This window comes from Stenotrophomonas sp. YJH_SMC_4 (genome assembly GCF_059371575.1).
In genome coordinates this window covers 146,758-163,992 of the sequence record NZ_JCAFUR010000003.1, presented here as the reverse complement: position 1 = coordinate 163,992, position 17,235 = coordinate 146,758, and the positions used below count along the sequence as shown (strand labels likewise).

Here is a 17,235-nt window from a genome sequence, read left to right as displayed (position 1 = left end):
GGGTCACCGGCAACAGGAACACCCCGGCATGGAAGCACCTGATCCCTTCGCTGATGGCATGCCGCTACCGTGGGCATGGCAGGAAACGTTGGCCGATGCGCGCATCGAGCGGCAGTCGATCGGCGTGTCGCGCGCGGATGTAGCCCGTGTGCAACGGCCGGGGCAGGCCGATGCCTTCGTGAAGTCGGAAGTGATCGACGCCTTCAGTGAGCTCGGTGATGAGATCGCGCGCCTGCGCTGGCTGCAGGAACAGGGACAACCGGTACCAACGGTAATTGCCACCGCCGAAGAAGCGGGCCGGCGCTGGTTGCTGATGAGCGCGCTGCCCGGCCGCGACCTGGCTTCGTCGCCGGAACTCGCGCCGCAGCAGCTGGTGGAACTGCTGGCCGACGCGCTGCGCGGGCTGCATGCGTTGCCGCTGGCAGCCTGTCCGTTTGACCAGCGACTGCACTTGCGACTGCAAGCCGCGCAGGCACGGGTCGAGGCGGGGTTGGTGGATGCAGATGACTTCGATGACGAACGCCTGGGCCAGAGTCCGCAGCAGGTCTTCGCTGAACTGTGCAGCACCCGGCCCGATCATGAAGACCTGGTGGTCAGCCATGGCGATGCCTGCCTGCCGAACCTGATGGTGGTCGAGGGGCGTTTCAGCGGTTTCATCGACTGTGGGCGACTGGGTGTTGCCGACCGCTACCAGGACCTGGCGCTGGCCGCGCGCAGCCTGGTCCACAACTTCGGCGACACGCGTTGGGTGGCGCCGTTGTTCCAGCGCTACGGCATGGTTGCCGACGAACGACGGCTGGCGTTCTACCGGTTGCTTGACGAATTCTTCTGAGCCCGCGCCTGGCTGGCGATGGCCGCGCAGATCAGGCCACCCACCACGCTCAGATGTTCCAGCGCGAAGAACAGGGCCAGCTGCTGTTCCGCGCCGTGCTTGGTCCAGAAGGTATGCACGACGACGATTGTCAGCAGCATGAACACTGCCAGCGCGCCGCTGCCCAGCCAGAGCAGGCGATCAAGCAGCAGGCACAGTGCGCCGCCCAGCAGCACCACGGCGCTGGCGAGGTTGAACAGCACAGGCGGTTGCAGCCCGGCGGCCTGCATTTCGGCCACGCTGTTGTCCCACGCCAGCAGCTTGGCCAGGCCCGAGGACAGGAACACCACGGCCAGCAGCAGCCGGGCGAGGAACCACAGCACGCGGCTGTCGAGCAGGGTGGCGATCATCCGTGGCATGCAGGAACTCCGGGTTGAGCGTTGGGCGGGCCGGGCAGCATCGGGCCTCAACAGCGGTTGAGGTCAAGGCTGGCTGAACGAAGCCCGATGGTGGTCGGGTTGTTGCCTTTTAATTGGACGAACGTTCGTTCACTATTCGCGCCATGAGCCGAGCCGACCGCAACGAGCAACGCATCGCGCAGATCCTGCAGGCCGCCCTGCAGTGCTTCCTCGCGAAGGGATTCCACCAGACCAGCATGCGTGACATCGCGCAGGCGGCCGGTGTCAGCCTGGGCAATCTCTACAACCACTTCCCGGGCAAGGAAGCGATCATCCTTGCCGTGGCGGTGGCTGAGAGCGAAGAGCTGGCACCGTTGCTGCAGCGACTGGCCGCGTCCGAAGGCGAGCGCGCACAGGTGCTGGCTTTCCTTCGGGACTTCCACGCACTGTGCCGGCAGCCGGAATGGGCGACGCTCGCCGTCGAAGTGCTGGCCGAGAGCGCACGCAATCCGGCCGTAGCCGAGGCATTTGCGGCCAATCGCAGGCAGTTGCAGGCGGCCCTGGCCGAAGCGCTGCAGCAGGTGGCACAGCGCGAACGCCGGCGTCCCGTGTTGGCCCCCGCATTGCAGGCGCAGGTGCTGCTGGATGCCATTGAAAGCGATGCACTGCGTCGGGGGCTGGGCGAAGCCGGTGAAGGCGATGAGGCATCGCTGGATCTTGGCCTGCTCGCGCTGCTGCTCGGGGCGCGCGCATGAGTGCCGTTGACCGGCGATTGCACGGCCTTGATCTGGCGCGCTACCTGGCCTTGGCCGGCATGGTGCTGGTCAACTTCCGCCTGGCGATGGCCGTGCCGGCAGAGGGCGCCGGATGGTTGGCAGGCTTCTTCCACTTTCTGGAAGGCAAGGCTTCGGCGACGTTCGTTACGCTGGCTGGCTTGGGCCTGGTGTTGGCCACGCAGCGGCAAGGGTGGTGGCCCGCCAGCGTGCAGACCATGAGGCGCGCGCTGTTCCTGCTGGCGCTGGGCCTGCTCAACCTGAGCCTGTTCCCGGCCGACATCCTGCACTACTACGCGGTGTATTTCGCGCTGGCCGTGGTGTGGCTGCGTGCCTCGCCGCGCGTGCTGCTGACCAGCATCGTGGCCATTGCCGCCTGTTCGTTCTGGGCGCTGCTGCACTTGAACTACAGCGAAGGCTGGAACTGGCAGACGCTGGAATATGCCGGCCTGTGGCAATGGCCGGGCGCGGCCCGCAACCTGCTGTTCAATGGCTTCCACCCGTTGATGCCGTGGCTGTGCTTCTTCCTGCTGGGGATGCTTCTGGCACGGCTTCAGTTGTCGCAGCCGCGGGTACAGCATGCATTGCTGGTGCTGGGGCTGCTGCTGATCGGGGCTGGACATGGCGTGCAGCAGCTTGCGCAGGGAACGTCCTGGCAGGTGTGGCTGGGAACGCAGCCGATGCCGCCGGGACCGGCTTATGTGCTTACGGGCGCGGGTGCGGCCTGCAGTGTCATCGCCGCCTGCCTGTGGCTGGCGCGTGTGCGACCGGGTGACTGGTTGGAGCCGTTCACCGCGGCCGGACGCATGACCCTGACCCTGTATGTGGGCCACATCCTGCTGGGCATGGGCACGCTGGAAAGCCTGGGCCTGCTCGATGGCAGCGCGTCGCTCGCATCGGTGCTGCTGTGGGCGCTGCTGTTCCTGATGCTGGCGACGGGCGCGGCCTGGCTATGGTCGTGGCAGTTCGCACGCGGCCCGCTGGAGACGGTGATGCGGCGCATCGCAGGCTAGTTCCCTGGTGGTGCTGAAGCGATGTTGTGACGGACATGTCTGTGCCGCGGCGAACGCATCTGCGATAGTGGTGGCAGGTAACACTTTCTGCTTGCATCCATGTCATTCGCTTCGGCGCAGCATCTCGGCGAAGTCCTGCAACAATCCTATGGCATCACCCCCACCGCCGTGGTGCCACGCCCGGTGGGCGCCGACGCCAATGCCAGCGTGTATCGCGTCGATGCGCGGCACGGGCAGTGGTGGTTGAAATGCCGTACCTACCAGGTCGCCCCAGCGGTGTGGGACAGCCTGCATTGGATGCGCGGCACGCTGGGTATCGATGAGATCGTCGCGCCGTGGCCGGCGTTGACCGGTGGTGCGTCTGTGCAGCGCTGGGGATTGCAGTTCACCCTGTTCCCGTATGTGGAAGGCCAGTCCGGGTTCGAGGCGGCGTTGAGCCGCACGCAGTGGAAACGGCTGGGGGAGGTGCTGCGGCGCCTGCATGGCGCGCAGTTGCCGGCGGAACTGCAGCAGGCACTGCCGATCGTACGGCTGGAAACCGCGGCGCTGGAGACCGTCGGGCAATGGTTGGCCGGCGAGGGCCTGGCGGCCGCGAAGGACGGGCTGGGCCGCGCATTCGTTTCGGTATGGGACCAGCAGCATGCGCGCATCGCGGCGCTGCATGCGCAGGCACGGGAGCTGCTAGCGGCGTTGCAGGACGCGCCGGTAGACCTGCATCTGTGCCACACCGATCTGCATGCCGGCAACCTGCTGATGGGCAATGACGGGGGCCTGCACCTGATCGATTGGGATGGTCTGTCACTGGCCCCGCGCGAGCGTGACCTGATGTTCATCGGTGCCGCTGTTGGCGGGCGCTGGGGTCGCGAGAATCCACTGGGGTTCGAGGAGGGCTACGGCAGCGACCGCGGTGATCCGCGCTGGATCGCCTGGTACCGGCACTGGCGCATTCTGCAGGACCTGATCGAGTTCCAGCAGGTGCTGCTGGGCAGTGACGGGGAGGACCGATCGCCGCAGTTGCGCCGGCAGTCACTGCACTACCTGGGGGAGCAGTTCGCACCGGGCAATGTGTTCGATGCGGCGGAGCGGGTATATCGCGCGCTGGATCAGGTTCCAGGCCGTTGCCAGGATCGCCCCGGGTAGAGTCGACTGTTAGTCGACTATCGCGCGCAGCGCGGTTTCTGCCCGCTCCGAACGAAAAGCAGTCGACTAACAGTCGACTCTACCCATGGCCTGTCCATGCACGACCCTGGGCTTGCCTGTGCAGGCCCCATGGCTTGTCCATGCAGATGGTTTTCATTCGGCGGGCTTGGCCGCTGCCGAGGCCGCCGCGCTTGCGGCGCGGCGCGACAACACCGCTTCGCGGTGGGCGATGTAGGCGTTGGCGGCGAGGATGATGCCGGCACCGATGAGCGTCCAGCGATCCACGCTTTCGTTGAACAGCAGCCAGCCGAGCAGCGTTACCAGCGGCAGCTGCAGGAAGCTGATCGGGGTCAGCGCCGAGACTTCACCGAGGCGCAACGCCCGCGTCCACAGCAGCTGACCGACGGTGCCCAGCACGCCGGTGGCCAGCAGCCACAGCCACGCCATGCCGGAGGGCCAGACCCAGACGAACAGTGCCGGGACCAGCGACAGCGGCACCCAGAACACGTAGGTGTAGAGCACCACGGTGTCAGCGCTGTCGACACGGGTCAGCTGCTTGATCTGGATCGCCACCAATGAGCTGAGCACGGCGGCTGCCACCGCTACCAGGCTGCCCGCGGTGAAGCCGGCGGTACCGGGGCGCACGATCACCAGCACACCGATGAATCCAACCACCACCGCGGCCCAGCGCCGTATACGCACGGTCTCGCCCAGCCACAGCACGGCGGCGATGGTGACGAACAACGGCGTGGAGTACGAGAGGGAAACCGCCTGCGCCAGTGGCAGATGGCCCAGTGCCCAGAACGCGCACAGCATCGAACCCAAGCCAATCGCACTGCGCACGAAATAACGCGGCAGCTGCTGCGTTTTCAGTGGTGCATGGCCGGGGCGCAGCAGCATCGGCAGCAACGCGAGCAGGCCAAAGGCATTGCGAAAGAACGCCACTTCCTGGGTTGGTACGTACCGGGTGGCGTAGCGGATGGCGACGGCCATCAGGCCGAATGCCATCGTGCTGCCGAGCATCAGCAGCGCCGCCCGCATCGGGGTGGCGCTGGGGGAGAGGGCGGGGGTGTTCACCACTGTGCGCCGAGCAGGCGGGGCTCCGGTTCGATCGGCACGCCGAACTTCTCCAGCACCGAGGCGGAGATGCGTCGCGCCAGCGCCAGCAGTTCAGCACCGCTGGCATTGCCATGGTTGACCAGTACCAGCGCGTGGCTGGGGGCCACGCCGGCATCGCCTTCGCGGAAGCCCTTCCAGCCGCAGGACTCGATCATCCATGCCGCCGAGACCTTGCGCTTGTCGTCCTGCTCGGCCGGGAACACGGGCAGGTCGGGGAAGTGCTGCAGCAGCACATCGACCTGTTCCAGCGGCAGCACCGGGTTCTTGAAGAAACTGCCGGCGTTGCCCAGCACATCCGGGTCGGGCAGCTTGCGGCGGCGGATCGCGATCACCGCGTTGGCCACGTCCACCGCGCTCGGCAGCTCCACGCCCTGTGCCTGCAGTTCCTCGCGAATGCCGGCATAGTCCATGCGCAGGTCATGCAGCAGCGGCAGCTTCAGTTCGATGGCGGTGATCAGGTAGCGGTCCATCTGCTGCTTGAACACGCTGTCGCGGTAGGTGAAGCGACACTGCTCGTTGTCCAGCCGTACCCAGCTTTGTTCCTGGCAGTCCCAGGCCTCGACCGCCTGGATGAACTCGCCGACCTGCGCACCGTAGGCGCCGATGTTCTGGATCGGCGCGGCACCGGCGGTGCCGGGAATCAGGGCCAGGTTCTCCAGCCCGGACAAGCCTTCCTGCAGCGACCACATCACCAGGCCATGCCAGGGCACGCCGGCCCCGGCGCGGATCACCGCATGGTCGGCGCGGTGTTCCAGGAAGCTGATATCACGGTTGCCGAACACCAGCACGGTGCCCGGCAGGTCTTCGGCGATCAGTACGTTGCTGCCGGCACCCAGTACCAACAGGGGACCGCTGGCCACTTCGGGCAATGCCAGCACTTCCGGCAGCAGTGCGGCATCGTGCAGTTCCAGCAGCTGCGCGGCGCTGGCCTGCACGTGGAAGGTGTTCAGCGCCTGCAGCGGCGCATTGCGGGTGAGCGTCCAGCGCAGCGGGGCGTTGCCGTCGACGGTATCCATGGGCGCGCTCACAGTGGGGCCACCGCGCCGCGGCTCGGCGCTTCGCGGCGGCGACGGATCGCCTCCACGCATTCAGAGACCAACGCCGGGCCACGGAAGATCAAGCCGCTGTAGCACTGCACCAGCGCCGCGCCTGCGGCCATCTTGGCCACCGCATCGGCACCGGACAGGATGCCTCCGACACCCACCAGCGGTACCGATTCGGGCAGGCGCGAGCGCAGGCGGCGCAGCACCAGGGTGGACTGCTCCAGCACCGGCGCACCGGACAGGCCGCCGGCCTCGTTGGCCAGCGGGTCGCCGGCCACCTTGCTGTGGTCGATGGTGGTGTTCGTGGCGATCACGCCGTCCACCTGCAGTTCGCCCAGCACGCGCGCGGCGGCATCGATGTCGCGGTCACTCAGGTCCGGTGCAACCTTGACCAGCATCGGCACGCGGCGGCCGTGGCGCGCCGCGAGATCTTCCTGGCGGTCGCGCAACTGGCTGACCAGCTGGCGCAGCGCGGTCTCTTCCTGCAATTCACGCAGGCCGGCGGTGTTGGGCGAGGAGATGTTGACGGTGATGTAGTCCGCCAGCGGATACACCTTGTCCAGGCAGGCGATGTAATCGTCCACCGCCTGTTCGTTCGGGGTGTCCTTGTTCTTGCCGATGTTGATGCCGAGCAGGCCGCGGCGGTTGCGCGCGCGCTCGACATTGCGCACCAGCGCGTCCACGCCCGCATTGTTGAAGCCCATGCGGTTGATGATCGCGTTGTGTTCCGGCAGGCGGAACAGGCGCGGCTGCGGGTTGCCGGCCTGCGGGCGCGGGGTGATGGTGCCGATCTCGACGAAGCCGAAGCCGAGCGCGAACAGCGCATCGATGTGCTCGCCATTCTTGTCCAGGCCGGCGGCCAGGCCGACCGGATTGGGGAAGGTCAGCCCGAACACCGTGCTGGGCATCGGCGCGATGCGTGCGGCCAGCAGCGGCGTGGTGCCGGTGCGGTAGGCCAGGTCCAGTGCGGACAGGCCGAGGCCGTGGGCGCGCTCGGCGTCGAGCGAGAACAGGAAGGGGCGGGCAAGCGAATACATGCGTCGGTTCAGTCCAGCGTGCCGAGGAAGGCTCGGGTTCGATATTCAAAAGCGACCTGGCCGTCGACCGCGTGGGCGGCGAACAGGTCCTGCAGAGCGTCGATCATCGGCGCGTGGCGAGGATGACCGGATTGGGGTGCGTAGGAGGAGGACAGCAGGCGCCCGCGCAGGGCGTCGAAGTCCAGATGCTGTACGTTCGGCAACTCCACCATGCCGCGCAGGCCGCTGCCGAACCAGGCCTGCATGGTGGCATCGTCCTGGTAGCGCTCGGCCACCGCGGTGTAATCGGTGCCGTAGTCCAGCAGCAGCTGTTCGTAGCCGACCAGGAATGGACTGGCATCGAGCAGGCGCGAATTCCAGTAGATCAGTGCCAGGCCACCGGGGCAGAGGATGCGCTGCCACTCGGCGCGCACCGCCACGGTGTCGAACCAGTGGAACGCCTGCGCGACGCTGACCAGATCGATGCTGGCATCGTCCAGGCCGGTGGCCTCGGCGCGGCCATCGACGGCGGAAAAGCCCGGATACTGCGGCGCCAGCCACTCTTCGGCGGCGGCGCGCATGGCGGCGTTCGGCTCGACCGCCACCAGCGGATGACCGCTGGCCAGAAACTGACGGCTGGAAATGCCGGTGCCAGCACCGATGTCGGCGACACGGGCCTGGTGACTGACATCCATCGGGCCGTGCAGCCATTCCAGCAGCGCGGGCGGGTAATCGGGCCGGTAGCGGACGTAGTCGGCGACGCGGCTGCTGAAGCGTTCAGTGCTGTCGGAGGTGGTCATGGCGTCAGTTCGACACCGCGGCCAGCCACGCCAGGCCACCGAAGAACAGGATGAAGACCAGGATGGCGGCAAGTACCGCGCCGACCATCACCCAGCCCAGCACCAGGCCGGTAACGGCCAGGCCATCACCTTCCAGTTCGTGCGGGCGGCGGCGGATCTCGGCGCGGGCCATGTGGCCGGTGATGATGGCCACGATGCTGGCCACGAAGGGCAGGACGGTCCAGCTGGCGATGCCCATGACCAGGCTGACCACGGCCAGGGCGCTTGTCTGTCGGGGTGCCACGCTCATCGGGGTCCTCCTTGGCAGTGTGCACATGATAGTGCCTCTGCCCGGGCAATCCCATGCCCGGCGGATGCGATGGCAGGCGTGGACCCTGGTGGGCGAACGAGGTGCAAGCCCTGGTAGGCGTCGACCTCGGTCGACGAAAGGCATTTCAGCAGGGTAGGCGTCGACCTTGGTCGGCGAAAGGCATGCCAACCAAGGTTGGCAGCGACCGGAGTGCCGGTATCAGCCCATCAACACCTGGCCGCCATCCACGTTGAGCACGCTGCCTGTGACCCAGCGCGCCAGCGGCGAGCACAGGAACAGGGCGGCGTCGGCAATTTCGCGCGGATGGCCGAAGCGGCCGAACGGGATCTTCGCCAGGGTGCCGTGGTACAGCGCCGGATCTTCGGTGCGGCGGCGATCCCACAGGCCGTCATCGAACTCGATCGAGCCCGGCGCGATCGCATTGACCCGGATCCGGTCCCTGGCCAGCGCCAATGCCTGCGACGTGGTGTAGTGCGACAGCGCGGCCTTTGCGGCGGCGTAGGGCGCGCCACCGGGGCGCGGCTGCTGTGCGGCGATCGAGGACAGGTTGAGGATGCAGGCATCGCTGGATGCGCGCAGCCACGGCAGTGCCAGGCGCGAGGCCCGTACCGCCGCCATCAGGTCGATCTGCAGGCTGGCGGCCCAGCCATCCTCGTCGTCGGCCATGCCGTAGCCGGTAGCGTTGTTGATCAGTACATCGATGCCGCCGAGTGCATCGGCAGCGGCCTGCAGCCAGGCCTGGATCTGGCCGGCGTCGGCCAGATCGGCGGAGACGGTATGCAGCGGGGTGCCCTGTGCCTGCGCATCGGCACGCAGGGCATCCAGGCCGGCCTGGCCACGTGCGCAGACCGAGACCTGCGCACCGGCGCCGGCAAATGCCAGCGCCATTTCACGACCGATGCCCTTGCTGCCGCCGGCGATCAGCACGCGGCGACCGGTGAAGTCGAGGGTCGGAGCCCCATTGGGGATCCGGCCCTGGGCAGGGGTCAGATCCCCGGAGGGGCTCTGACCCGCAGCCATGGCAGAAACGTCTGCCATCACAGATCGAACTTGATGCCCTGGGCCAGCGGCAGCGAGTCCGAATAGTTGATGGTGTTGGTCTGGCGGCGCATGTAGACCTTCCACGCATCCGAACCGGACTCGCGGCCACCGCCGGTGTCCTTCTCGCCACCGAAGGCGCCGCCGATCTCCGCACCGGACGTGCCGATGTTGATGTTGGCGATGCCGCAGTCGCTGCCAGCGGCCGACAGGAACTTCTCGGCAGTCTTCAGGTTCTGGGTGAAGATCGAGGACGACAGGCCCTGCGGCACGCCATTCTGCATGTCGATGGCTTCATCGAGGGTGTCGTACGGCATCACGTACAGGATCGGCGCGAAGGTCTCGTGCTGGACCACGGCATCGCTGTTCTTCAGGCCGGAGACAATCGCCGGCAGCACGAAGTTGCCGGCGCGGTCGATGCGGGTGCCGCCGGTTTCGATGGTGCCGCCGGCAGCCTTGGCCTGGGCGATGGCATCGAGGAACTGCTGCACGGCGCCGTCGCTGTTCAGTGGGCCCATCAGGTTGGCCGCATCGGTCGGGTCGCCGATCTTGCCTTCGACCTGCTTGTAGGCCTTGACCAGGGTGGCCAGCACGTCGGCGTAGATCGAGCGGTGCACGATCAGGCGGCGGGTGGTGGTGCAGCGCTGGCCGGCGGTGCCGACGGCGCCGAACACGATGCCCGGCACGGCCAGCTTCAGGTCGGCGGTTTCGTCCAGGATGATGGCGTTGTTGCCACCCAGTTCCAGCAGGCAGCGGCCGAGGCGACGCGCGACCTTCTCGTTGACGGTGCGGCCGACCTGGGTCGAGCCGGTGAAGCTGATCAGCGGCACGCGACGGTCATCGACCATCTTTTCCGACAGCGCGGTGCCCGCATCGTTGATCAGGAAGAAGATGTCCGGGAAACCGGCTTCGCGCAGGGCGTCGTTGCAGATCTTCAGCGAGGCGATGGCGGTCAGCGGCGTCTTGTTGGACGGCTTCCAGATGCACACGTCGCCACAGATGGCGGCCAGGAACGAGTTCCAGCTCCACACCGCGACCGGGAAGTTGAAGGCGGAGATGATGCCGACCAGGCCCAGCGGGTGGTACTGCTCGTACATGCGGTGGCCGGGGCGCTCGGAATGCATGGTGTAGCCGTACAGCATGCGGCTCTGGCCCACGGCGAAATCCGCGATGTCGATCATCTCCTGCACTTCGCCGTCGCCTTCCGGCTTGCTCTTGCCCATTTCCAGCGCCACCAGCGAACCCAGGGCGTCCTTGTGCTTGCGCAGTGCTTCGCCGCACAGGCGCACGGCTTCGCCGCGACGCGGGGCTGGCGTGGTACGCCAGATCTTGAAGGCTTCCTGGGCGCGGGCGACGACGGTCTCGTACTCGGCCTCGGTGGTCGCGCGGACCTGCGCGATCGGCTCGCCGGTGGTCGGGTTGACCGGGGTGATCAGCTCACCGCTGGTCGCGCTCGACCACTCCCCGTTGCCCAGGTACGTGCCAGCGTTGATCGCGTCCAGGCCAAGGGACTTGAGCAGCTCGGAAGACATGCGGACTCCTGTGTTTCGTTACGTTGTTTGGTGCCATCGCGGGCAGGTGGGGGGCGCGATGAACTGAATCGCCGATGGTAGCAGAGCGGCCTGTCCGGCCATGGTGCAACGCGCCAGCGCCGCCGTGTGGAGCACGAATGCTTGGAGGGTAGGGTGTGTTGCCTGTAAACTTCCCGGCTGCATGGCCCCGTAGCTCAGCTGGATAGAGCGTCCCCCTCCTAAGGGGAAGGTCGCCCGTTCGAATCGGGCCGGGGTCACCAGAATCAATAACTTAGGAAGACTCAGTGGCGAGCATTTCCCACTGTTCCCTGCATATCCACAGGATTTGGTCCCAGTGGTCCCAACGCCGCGGATCAGTATTTGAGCTTCGCTACGGCGCCATCGTCGCCCTCAGGAGTTAGGTGAGCGTAGAACTTCTCGGTCGTGGCGTAATCAGCGTGTCCGGCCAGAATCTGCACCCGTCGCAATGGCACTCCGGCCATGACCATGTGGGCGCAGAAGGTGTGCCGTAGTCGGTGGAGGCTGCCGCCGATCCCAGCCCGCTTGGCATTGGACGCGAACCAGTCGGATACGGTGTCTTTGTGCACGGCCACCAGCGGATCGGGTAGGCGGCGCAGCGCCCAGCGCGCATACCGGTTAAGCGGCACCTCGCGCCACTTGCCTGACTTCGTGCGCCCCTGGCCATCTTCGTCTGGCTCGCTCTCGACCCTGAGTCTGCTCCCTGCCACCGAATCCTTGCCCAGTCCAACCAGCTCACCACGGCGCAGACCCGTGTGGGCAATGAAAAGCCACAGAGGCGCCCGACCGGGGTTCGCACGGTACAGCTTGCGCATCGCGGCCCGGTCGTAGAACCGCACCGCTACGCTGCGGACGCCGCGCGGTGCCTGGGTTTCCTCCAGCGGGTTGAAGTCCAGTTCCTTCCACTTCACGCCACGCCGGAACGCGGCCTGCAGCCTACGCACTTCCTTGCCCACGGTCTCTGGTGCCACCTTGTCCTTGGTCAGGCGATCTGTCTTGTATGACTCCATTTCCATCGGGCGCAGGGTGTCGATCGGTCGATGGCCGAAGCGAGCAATGAACAGTCGGACCTCGCTCTTTGCCTTCCCGTGCGTGGTCGGGTGTTCCGCCTTGTACCAGTCCAGGTACGCCTCCAAGAAATCCTTGACAGTGGGCAGCCGGGGGAGGATGCGCACACCATGGGTCAGTTCCGCTTCTTTCGCTGCTCGTACGCCCTCAGCCTCGCGTGGGCTGACGCGACCAATGGCGACACGGCTTCGCTTGCCGCCTTCCCGCCAGTTGAGGTACGCGGCGCCATCGTGCCAGAAGATTGTGACCTTGACCATTGCTTGGAGCCGTAGATTGCAGAGTAGAGGACAGCCTTCTCGTATAGCTTCTTGCCCATGAAATTTCGTGGTTCGATGCCGTAGTCGGCGATGTTCGAATCGAACTGGCTTCGTGAAACCCCGCAGTAGTGCGCGGCCTCGTCCACGGTCAGCCAGTCCTTTCCGACGATGTCTAGCTTTTCAGCAGCTCCCATCGGGTCCTCCTTCAGTTCGTGGCCAGCGCAGCGCGCAGCTGCTCGGTGGCGGTGCTCATGCAAACAGGTCCAGTTGGGCCGGCAGTGCCGGTAGTGGCGCGATAGAGGCGGCTCCGGATCCACCCATCCCGAGTTGCTGCATTCGCACCAGAAGTCGCGCGGCATAGTTCTCGCTGTTCCTGATGAACCGTGAGTGCTGGGCGGACCTGTATCGGTCACCGGCGTGGCTACGCAGTAGCAATGCGTCCCGCTCTTTGCGCAGCTCCCGGATGTGGTGGAGCGTTTGGGAGTACGCACCCGGCAGGCGCCGGCGGTCGTACTCGTCCTCATCGGGGTCAGGCACGTGCGTTGTGTCCTGGGCGATCATCGGAACATCTCCAGTTGCTGCGGCACGGTCGGACGACGAATGGCGTAGGGGCTGGGATCTCGCTCGTTGAGCAGGTCCTGGGCGACATGGAAGTGGTAGCCGCGGCCGTTCATGTCGGTGATGAAAACCATCGGGAAGTAGCAGACCGCGATGGCTCCGGAGCAGAGCAGGTAGTAGCCGCGACCACACGGCGCGCGGCCGGCCTCGGTGCTGCTGTCCAGCATGTCGCGCGTCTAGCCGGCAGCAATGCGGACGGCTACCGCGTTCGATGCGATCTCCCATGCTTCGTCTCGGTCCATGATCCGCGAGGACACCATGCCCATGGTTCGCAGCGCGGCGTCCATGTCGCCGGCAGCGAGCGCCTGAAGTGCGTGGCCGCGGGCCTCCCACAGACGAGCGTCCTGGGGGGCGATCGAGTCGAGCTCGACCCCGGACATGCTGGCCAGCTGCCGGCCGACCTCGCGGTGGTCGATTGCCTCAGCCATGAGCGCACCTCCGCCAGCACCAGCGCAAGCGGTGAGCAGCTGGTCAGCCATTCTCATTCTCCTGCGCATGGCAGCCGCGTGGCAGAATTCGCTCCGACATCAAGGAGGTGTGGCCATGGGTATTTGTCCGCTGGCAGCAGATTGGGGCAACGTTGCGGATTGGATTGCGGCCGGAGTAGCTGCTGCTGGAGCTGTCGCGGTTTGGCTCGTTACGAAAGCTGCGAATCGAACGGCGAGCGCATCGCACGAACTCGCTCGGCAGATGAAGGAGCGTGACGATGAGGTCCGACGTCGTGATCAGGCGGTTTTGATCGCGCTCATTTACGCAGAGGTGCTTTCTGCAGCGATATCCTATGCAGATCTTCTCGAACATCTTGTCACGGGGAATTCGCTCGAATGGGCAGTAGAAAGCGAAGTTAACTTGGACAAGTTGGAGCGTTTGGCTGCCGGTCCAGGTCTGGTAAGGTCGAAAAAAGAGATTGGGCGACTCAATCTCCTTCCAACGGAAATTTGTGAGCAGCTGGCGATGGGGCTTGCCCTTACTGACCTGTGTGCTGAGAACGTGCGCTTGCTTCGACAAGCTAACGATCGAGACGGACAGGAGGAGCAGTTCGAGGTTCTTTGCAATAGCGTGCAAGGTGCTGCCAAAGCATTCGCTGCGGCGAGTGCACGCATGAAGCTGCTGATGGTCTCGAATGAGCGAGTTGAAGCTCATGTCGACACTCCCCACGCCTGATGGTCGATCTTCTTCACTCGGCCGAACAACTGGCGGCGGGAGTTCAACAGCTGCAGCGCGATGTGCCGGCGGTGGTCGGTGAGCTGGAACGTCCGCGTCTCGATGTGCAGCTTTCCGGCCAGGTCGCGGCGGAACAGGCGGTAGGTGAGGACGTGGCCGCCCAGCACCTTGTCGATGGACCGGCCCCGAGCGAAGCCCTCGGTGCGCTTCGGTAGCCTGCGGTCGCAGCGGTGGTGGGTCATGGCAGAATGCCCTCCAACATCAGGGAGGGTCTATGGCGATTGAGTTTTGTCCGTTGGCGGACGACGTAGGAAACTTGGCCGATTGGGCTGCGGTTTTTGTCGGTGCGATAGCAGCGATTGCCACTACAGTGGTGGCAGTGCTCGCATACAAAACGTCGGATCGAGCTACGGACATTGCCGAGAAGGCGAAGGACATTGCTGAGAAGGCGAAGGACATTGCTCAGCAGCAGCACCAAGAGGCAGCTGATCTGCGAGACGCCCAGGCTCGTATTCTCGGCAAGAGGCTGCGCCATGAAGTGACCCATCTGGCGCTGCGTGTCGGAGGTCTTCTCAGACAGCTCGACTCCGCCGTGAGCTTCGTTGGGCTGCCACATATTGAGAATGGCGACAAGCTGGTTGGTATGCTGGATGAAGCGTCGATGCCACTCTTGCCCGGCGGCCGTGCGGTAGAGGATCGAATTCACAACCTCCCAGATGCTTTGGGTGCTGATCTTGCGACGTTGATTGGCGCTGACCAGACATTGGAAGAGCGAGTTAGGAACATGCGAGCTCGACTGCATGCCGTTGGCCCGGATTCGCCGTGGGCGTATGGAGGAGAGACTACGGACTTCCTGATCCTCAAGAATCACCTTGATTGGATACGGGGGCTTGCCACGAACGTCGCTTTGCAGTTCATATCCTTCGAACTTGAGGGCCGAACCGAGTAGGAGCCGTAAGTTGATTGAAGACGGATTGGTCACCTGATAGGTCACGCGTGTACCCCCATCGCCTGCAGGTCGATTTCGTCAACCTTGTCGCGCAGGTAGCGGCGCGCGCGCCGCAGGTGGCCGGCGATCACAACTCGATCGTCATGGGCGAAGAAGGTCAGCACGTGCATATGCAGTGCACGGCGGTGGTCGCGGCGGTACAGGCGCCACGTGATTGCGCTGCCGCCGAAGGTTGGGAACCGGCCCCAGGCGAAGCCCAGCGTCTCCTTGGGCGCGCGGCGTTCGATGTGGCGGCTCATGCCTGTGCTGCCTTTTTGCCACCGCGGCGATAGTGTCCACCCTCAACCACCTGGCGGCGGCCGATCGTGCTCTTGTCGATGCCGCTGTTGCCCAGGATCTGGACCTTACCGCCGCCGGCCTCGAAGCGCGCCATGTCGCCGGCCAGCTTCTGCCGGGCCTGGTCCTTTTCGCGATCGGTCGCGCCACTGAAGACGGGCTTCACGTGGATGCTGGTCATGCTGCTGCTCCTTCGTAGACCCAGCGACGCACGGTCCCAAACGCGACGCGCAGCGCGGCGCTGATCTGGTTGACGGTGTTGCCGCTGGCCCGGAGCTGCCGGGCGCGGCGCTTAGTGGTGGCCGGCCAGTACAGGGCGTGAGGCTGGCGTGGTACCGGCATCCCCTGGCAGCGGGCCATGTCCTGGACCGCGCGGGGCGAGCGCCCGAGGGCGGCCGCAACGGTCATCGCGTCGCGGCCCTCCATCTGGCGCAGGGCCCGCAGTTCGCTGGTGCGCCAGAACTCCATCACGCTGCCAGCGGGTACTGGTCGGCCGCATCCTGCAGGCCGTGGATCATGGCCCGGCACATGTCCGGGAACTGCGCCTGGTCGTACAGCTTCGCCGCGCCGGTGGCGTTGATCGGCTTGAACCCCAGCAGGGCCAGACCGTCGGCGCTGATCGAGAGCGGGGCGACCCTATCGCTGCGGCAGCAGGTGCGCGGGCGGTACAACCCAGCCAACGACACGCCGCTGCTTCGGTTCGGGTTCGACATGCGCAACCGTGGCGTGGAGAGCTGGCTGCAGTCGAATTCCTCGCGCCTGATCAGCGGCGTGGTGGAGGACGCCACAGCCACCAGGCGATGAATGGTCAGGTACGCCGGTTCGGAGAGCCGTTCCAAACCCCCAGCGGTGCGTTGATGCGGTTCCCCGGCGACACGTCGCTCGGTGCCGGTCCGGAGGAAACCATCGGCTGCCGCTGCATGAAGCAATACCGGGTTGACATGGCGGCGGAGGTGAAGCGTGGCCAATAAGTTCGGGAGCCAGGTCCGCGCTTTCACGGAGAAGGCCAAGGCCATGCAGGGCGTGATCTTCCGCGAGTCGGCCACGAAGCTGATGGAGGAAGCCGGCACGCCAGAGGGACAGGGCGGGAAGATGCCGGTCGTCACGGGCACCCTGCGCAACTCCGTTGCGGCCTCGGTCGAGGGTATGCCTACGGATGGGGCACAGCCGCCGGAGGTGGTATTCGCCACCATTGAGCTGGGGCAGACCGTGTGGGCTGGCTGGACAGCGAAGTACGCCATGCGCATGGAGCACGGCTTTCAGGGCGAGGACAGCCTGGGCAGAACTTATGCCCAGACCGGTAAGGGCTTCGCGCGCGCGGCGGCACAGCGCTGGGATTTCATCGTGGCCGAGGTCACCGCCGACGTGAAAGGACGGATGGGATGAGCGATACCGCGATCTATGACGCATTCGCCACGCTGGCGGGGCAGTTCGCTGCGGCGCAGGGCCTGGCCTGCTCCTACCCGGGGCAGGGATTCACGCCGCCCACCGGCAAAGGTGCCCGCTGGCTGGAGCTGCAGTGGTTCCCGAATCGGACCGAGAACTACGGCATCGAGGACGATGGCCCGTTCCTGATGCAGGGGTTCGGCCAGCTGTCGGCCTGCTACCGGCCCGGGCAGGGGATCATGGTCGGTACCGCGATGACGGACCAGATCATCGCTGCCTTCGCCAAGGGCACGACCTTCGCCGGCATGCGGGTGGAGAGGAAGCCCTGGACGTCCAGCATCATTCAGGATCCGGAGCGGGTGATGCATCCGGTGACCATACCTTGGCGGGGCGTCACTGATTGAAACCCTGCTAACATCGTCCATGACAGTCATGGGAAGCGAATA

At 65.7% G+C, this 17,235-nt stretch carries 25 protein-coding genes and 1 tRNA gene; 8 read left to right on the top strand and 18 right to left on the bottom strand.

Features of this window, described 5'->3' with window-relative positions; translation table 11 throughout:
• The first annotated feature begins 28 nt into the window (after positions 1-28).
• On the top strand, positions 29-832 hold the full coding sequence (locus AC5P9F_RS06885; RefSeq protein ID WP_062606334.1) for an APH(3')-II family aminoglycoside O-phosphotransferase: 804 nt from the start codon (positions 29-31) through the stop codon (positions 830-832).
• On the opposite strand, the gene AC5P9F_RS06880 is transcribed toward AC5P9F_RS06885, so the two are convergent.
• The gene (locus AC5P9F_RS06880; RefSeq protein ID WP_060380028.1) at positions 805-1,230 is read right to left on the bottom strand and encodes a DoxX family protein; all 426 of its coding nucleotides are present in this window, start codon (positions 1,228-1,230) and stop codon (positions 805-807) included. The genes AC5P9F_RS06885 and AC5P9F_RS06880 overlap by 28 nt on opposite strands.
• 143 nt (positions 1,231-1,373) lie before the next feature.
• Between AC5P9F_RS06880 and AC5P9F_RS06875 the strand changes: the two genes are divergently transcribed.
• The 3 genes from AC5P9F_RS06875 to AC5P9F_RS06865 all read left to right on the top strand — a co-directional run bounded on the left by AC5P9F_RS06875 (position 1,374) and on the right by AC5P9F_RS06865 (position 4,135).
• Complete coding sequence (locus AC5P9F_RS06875; protein WP_060380029.1) at positions 1,374-1,964, top strand: TetR/AcrR family transcriptional regulator; 591 nt, start codon at positions 1,374-1,376, stop codon at positions 1,962-1,964.
• Positions 1,961-2,995, top strand: coding sequence for a DUF418 domain-containing protein (locus AC5P9F_RS06870; protein WP_005409361.1), 1,035 nt, complete (start codon positions 1,961-1,963; stop codon positions 2,993-2,995). Before AC5P9F_RS06875 ends, AC5P9F_RS06870 begins: the two co-directional genes overlap by 4 nt.
• A 99-nt stretch (positions 2,996-3,094) precedes the next feature.
• Entirely contained in the window at positions 3,095-4,135 is a 1,041-nt protein-coding gene (locus AC5P9F_RS06865; protein WP_005413140.1) for an aminoglycoside phosphotransferase family protein, read from the top strand.
• A gap of 153 nt (positions 4,136-4,288) precedes the next feature.
• On the opposite strand, the gene AC5P9F_RS06860 is transcribed toward AC5P9F_RS06865, so the two are convergent.
• From AC5P9F_RS06860 to amaB, 7 genes are all read right to left on the bottom strand, one after another.
• On the bottom strand, positions 4,289-5,176 hold the full coding sequence (locus tag AC5P9F_RS06860) for a DMT family transporter (RefSeq protein WP_032966688.1): 888 nt from the start codon (positions 5,174-5,176) through the stop codon (positions 4,289-4,291).
• Positions 5,177-5,208: 32 nt separating this feature from the next.
• The gene (gene murB, locus AC5P9F_RS06855; protein WP_049459957.1) at positions 5,209-6,270 is read right to left on the bottom strand and encodes a UDP-N-acetylmuramate dehydrogenase; all 1,062 of its coding nucleotides are present in this window, start codon (positions 6,268-6,270) and stop codon (positions 5,209-5,211) included.
• Between the two features lie 8 nt (positions 6,271-6,278).
• Positions 6,279-7,334, bottom strand: coding sequence for a quinone-dependent dihydroorotate dehydrogenase (locus AC5P9F_RS06850; protein WP_005409365.1), 1,056 nt, complete (start codon positions 7,332-7,334; stop codon positions 6,279-6,281).
• A gap of 8 nt (positions 7,335-7,342) precedes the next feature.
• Positions 7,343-8,113, bottom strand: coding sequence for a class I SAM-dependent methyltransferase (locus AC5P9F_RS06845; protein ID WP_049459949.1), 771 nt, complete (start codon positions 8,111-8,113; stop codon positions 7,343-7,345).
• A gap of 4 nt (positions 8,114-8,117) precedes the next feature.
• Entirely contained in the window at positions 8,118-8,402 is a 285-nt protein-coding gene (locus AC5P9F_RS06840; protein ID WP_005413144.1) for a DUF4190 domain-containing protein, read from the bottom strand.
• A 219-nt stretch (positions 8,403-8,621) separates the two neighbouring features.
• Positions 8,622-9,461: an SDR family NAD(P)-dependent oxidoreductase gene (locus tag AC5P9F_RS06835; protein ID WP_012480006.1), complete on the bottom strand. Its 840-nt coding sequence runs from the start codon at positions 9,459-9,461 to the stop codon at positions 8,622-8,624.
• On the bottom strand, positions 9,461-10,993 hold the full coding sequence (gene amaB, locus AC5P9F_RS06830) for an L-piperidine-6-carboxylate dehydrogenase (protein WP_012480007.1): 1,533 nt from the start codon (positions 10,991-10,993) through the stop codon (positions 9,461-9,463). The genes AC5P9F_RS06835 and amaB overlap by 1 nt, the downstream gene beginning before the upstream one ends.
• 183 nt (positions 10,994-11,176) lie before the next feature.
• Here amaB and AC5P9F_RS06825 point away from each other — a divergent pair.
• Positions 11,177-11,253: transfer RNA gene (locus AC5P9F_RS06825), tRNA-Arg, on the top strand.
• Between the two features lie 93 nt (positions 11,254-11,346).
• Here AC5P9F_RS06825 and AC5P9F_RS06820 read toward each other — a convergent pair.
• The 4 genes from AC5P9F_RS06820 to AC5P9F_RS06805 form a co-directional block, all read right to left on the bottom strand.
• Entirely contained in the window at positions 11,347-12,336 is a 990-nt protein-coding gene (locus AC5P9F_RS06820) for a tyrosine-type recombinase/integrase (protein ID WP_099497627.1), read from the bottom strand.
• A gap of 249 nt (positions 12,337-12,585) precedes the next feature.
• Positions 12,586-12,897: a hypothetical protein gene (locus AC5P9F_RS06815; RefSeq protein WP_005409371.1), complete on the bottom strand. Its 312-nt coding sequence runs from the start codon at positions 12,895-12,897 to the stop codon at positions 12,586-12,588.
• Entirely contained in the window at positions 12,894-13,121 is a 228-nt protein-coding gene (locus tag AC5P9F_RS06810) for a hypothetical protein (RefSeq protein WP_005409372.1), read from the bottom strand. Before AC5P9F_RS06810 ends, AC5P9F_RS06815 begins: the two co-directional genes overlap by 4 nt.
• A gap of 9 nt (positions 13,122-13,130) precedes the next feature.
• Positions 13,131-13,433: a hypothetical protein gene (locus AC5P9F_RS06805; protein WP_049449894.1), complete on the bottom strand. Its 303-nt coding sequence runs from the start codon at positions 13,431-13,433 to the stop codon at positions 13,131-13,133.
• 64 nt (positions 13,434-13,497) lie between these two features.
• On the opposite strand from AC5P9F_RS06805, the gene AC5P9F_RS06800 reads away from it, so the two are divergent.
• The gene (locus AC5P9F_RS06800) at positions 13,498-14,118 is read left to right on the top strand and encodes a hypothetical protein (protein WP_133050649.1); all 621 of its coding nucleotides are present in this window, start codon (positions 13,498-13,500) and stop codon (positions 14,116-14,118) included.
• Here the strand turns inward: AC5P9F_RS06800 and AC5P9F_RS06795 are convergent.
• From AC5P9F_RS06795 to AC5P9F_RS06770, 6 genes are read right to left on the bottom strand one after another with little or no spacing between them, the layout of a single operon-like run.
• Positions 14,094-14,360 (bottom strand): hypothetical protein, encoded by a 267-nt coding sequence (locus tag AC5P9F_RS06795; RefSeq protein WP_005409375.1) that lies wholly within the window; start codon positions 14,358-14,360, stop codon positions 14,094-14,096. The two genes, AC5P9F_RS06800 and AC5P9F_RS06795, sit on opposite strands and share 25 nt — an antisense overlap.
• Positions 14,357-15,112 (bottom strand): hypothetical protein, encoded by a 756-nt coding sequence (locus AC5P9F_RS06790; protein WP_125899037.1) that lies wholly within the window; start codon positions 15,110-15,112, stop codon positions 14,357-14,359. Before AC5P9F_RS06790 ends, AC5P9F_RS06795 begins: the two co-directional genes overlap by 4 nt.
• The gene (locus AC5P9F_RS06785; protein WP_005409377.1) at positions 15,109-15,366 is read right to left on the bottom strand and encodes a hypothetical protein; all 258 of its coding nucleotides are present in this window, start codon (positions 15,364-15,366) and stop codon (positions 15,109-15,111) included. The genes AC5P9F_RS06790 and AC5P9F_RS06785 overlap by 4 nt, the downstream gene beginning before the upstream one ends.
• Positions 15,363-15,584: a hypothetical protein gene (locus tag AC5P9F_RS06780; protein ID WP_005409378.1), complete on the bottom strand. Its 222-nt coding sequence runs from the start codon at positions 15,582-15,584 to the stop codon at positions 15,363-15,365. Before AC5P9F_RS06780 ends, AC5P9F_RS06785 begins: the two co-directional genes overlap by 4 nt.
• Positions 15,581-15,871, bottom strand: coding sequence for a hypothetical protein (locus AC5P9F_RS06775; protein ID WP_005409379.1), 291 nt, complete (start codon positions 15,869-15,871; stop codon positions 15,581-15,583). Before AC5P9F_RS06775 ends, AC5P9F_RS06780 begins: the two co-directional genes overlap by 4 nt.
• Positions 15,871-16,371, bottom strand: coding sequence for a hypothetical protein (locus AC5P9F_RS06770; protein WP_145983838.1), 501 nt, complete (start codon positions 16,369-16,371; stop codon positions 15,871-15,873). Before AC5P9F_RS06770 ends, AC5P9F_RS06775 begins: the two co-directional genes overlap by 1 nt.
• Between AC5P9F_RS06770 and AC5P9F_RS06765 the strand changes: the two genes are divergently transcribed.
• Both AC5P9F_RS06765 and AC5P9F_RS06760 read left to right on the top strand, forming a co-directional pair.
• Positions 16,364-16,789 (top strand): hypothetical protein, encoded by a 426-nt coding sequence (locus AC5P9F_RS06765; RefSeq protein WP_049449892.1) that lies wholly within the window; start codon positions 16,364-16,366, stop codon positions 16,787-16,789. The genes AC5P9F_RS06770 and AC5P9F_RS06765 overlap by 8 nt on opposite strands.
• A complete protein-coding gene (locus AC5P9F_RS06760; protein ID WP_099497630.1) occupies positions 16,786-17,193 on the top strand; it encodes a phage tail terminator-like protein in 408 nt (135 codons plus the stop codon). Before AC5P9F_RS06765 ends, AC5P9F_RS06760 begins: the two co-directional genes overlap by 4 nt.
• Positions 17,194-17,235 lie beyond the last annotated feature (42 nt).

Coding starts and splice junctions, on each gene's coding strand:
- AC5P9F_RS06885 (WP_062606334.1), top strand. CDS start 29: ATGGAAGCACCTGATCCCTTCGCTGATGGCATGCCGCTACCGTGGGCA.
- AC5P9F_RS06880 (WP_060380028.1), bottom strand. CDS start 1,230: ATGCCACGGATGATCGCCACCCTGCTCGACAGCCGCGTGCTGTGGTTC.
- AC5P9F_RS06875 (WP_060380029.1), top strand. CDS start 1,374: ATGAGCCGAGCCGACCGCAACGAGCAACGCATCGCGCAGATCCTGCAG.
- AC5P9F_RS06870 (WP_005409361.1), top strand. CDS start 1,961: ATGAGTGCCGTTGACCGGCGATTGCACGGCCTTGATCTGGCGCGCTAC.
- AC5P9F_RS06865 (WP_005413140.1), top strand. CDS start 3,095: ATGTCATTCGCTTCGGCGCAGCATCTCGGCGAAGTCCTGCAACAATCC.
- AC5P9F_RS06860 (WP_032966688.1), bottom strand. CDS start 5,176: ATGCGGGCGGCGCTGCTGATGCTCGGCAGCACGATGGCATTCGGCCTG.
- murB (WP_049459957.1), bottom strand. CDS start 6,270: ATGGATACCGTCGACGGCAACGCCCCGCTGCGCTGGACGCTCACCCGC.
- AC5P9F_RS06850 (WP_005409365.1), bottom strand. CDS start 7,334: ATGTATTCGCTTGCCCGCCCCTTCCTGTTCTCGCTCGACGCCGAGCGC.
- AC5P9F_RS06845 (WP_049459949.1), bottom strand. CDS start 8,113: ATGACCACCTCCGACAGCACTGAACGCTTCAGCAGCCGCGTCGCCGAC.
- AC5P9F_RS06840 (WP_005413144.1), bottom strand. CDS start 8,402: ATGAGCGTGGCACCCCGACAGACAAGCGCCCTGGCCGTGGTCAGCCTG.
- AC5P9F_RS06835 (WP_012480006.1), bottom strand. CDS start 9,461: ATGGCAGACGTTTCTGCCATGGCTGCGGGTCAGAGCCCCTCCGGGGAT.
- amaB (WP_012480007.1), bottom strand. CDS start 10,993: ATGTCTTCCGAGCTGCTCAAGTCCCTTGGCCTGGACGCGATCAACGCT.
- AC5P9F_RS06820 (WP_099497627.1), bottom strand. CDS start 12,336: ATGGTCAAGGTCACAATCTTCTGGCACGATGGCGCCGCGTACCTCAAC.
- AC5P9F_RS06815 (WP_005409371.1), bottom strand. CDS start 12,897: ATGATCGCCCAGGACACAACGCACGTGCCTGACCCCGATGAGGACGAG.
- AC5P9F_RS06810 (WP_005409372.1), bottom strand. CDS start 13,121: ATGCTGGACAGCAGCACCGAGGCCGGCCGCGCGCCGTGTGGTCGCGGC.
- AC5P9F_RS06805 (WP_049449894.1), bottom strand. CDS start 13,433: ATGGCTGACCAGCTGCTCACCGCTTGCGCTGGTGCTGGCGGAGGTGCG.
- AC5P9F_RS06800 (WP_133050649.1), top strand. CDS start 13,498: ATGGGTATTTGTCCGCTGGCAGCAGATTGGGGCAACGTTGCGGATTGG.
- AC5P9F_RS06795 (WP_005409375.1), bottom strand. CDS start 14,360: ATGACCCACCACCGCTGCGACCGCAGGCTACCGAAGCGCACCGAGGGC.
- AC5P9F_RS06785 (WP_005409377.1), bottom strand. CDS start 15,366: ATGAGCCGCCACATCGAACGCCGCGCGCCCAAGGAGACGCTGGGCTTC.
- AC5P9F_RS06780 (WP_005409378.1), bottom strand. CDS start 15,584: ATGACCAGCATCCACGTGAAGCCCGTCTTCAGTGGCGCGACCGATCGC.
- AC5P9F_RS06775 (WP_005409379.1), bottom strand. CDS start 15,871: ATGGAGTTCTGGCGCACCAGCGAACTGCGGGCCCTGCGCCAGATGGAG.
- AC5P9F_RS06760 (WP_099497630.1), top strand. CDS start 16,786: ATGAGCGATACCGCGATCTATGACGCATTCGCCACGCTGGCGGGGCAG.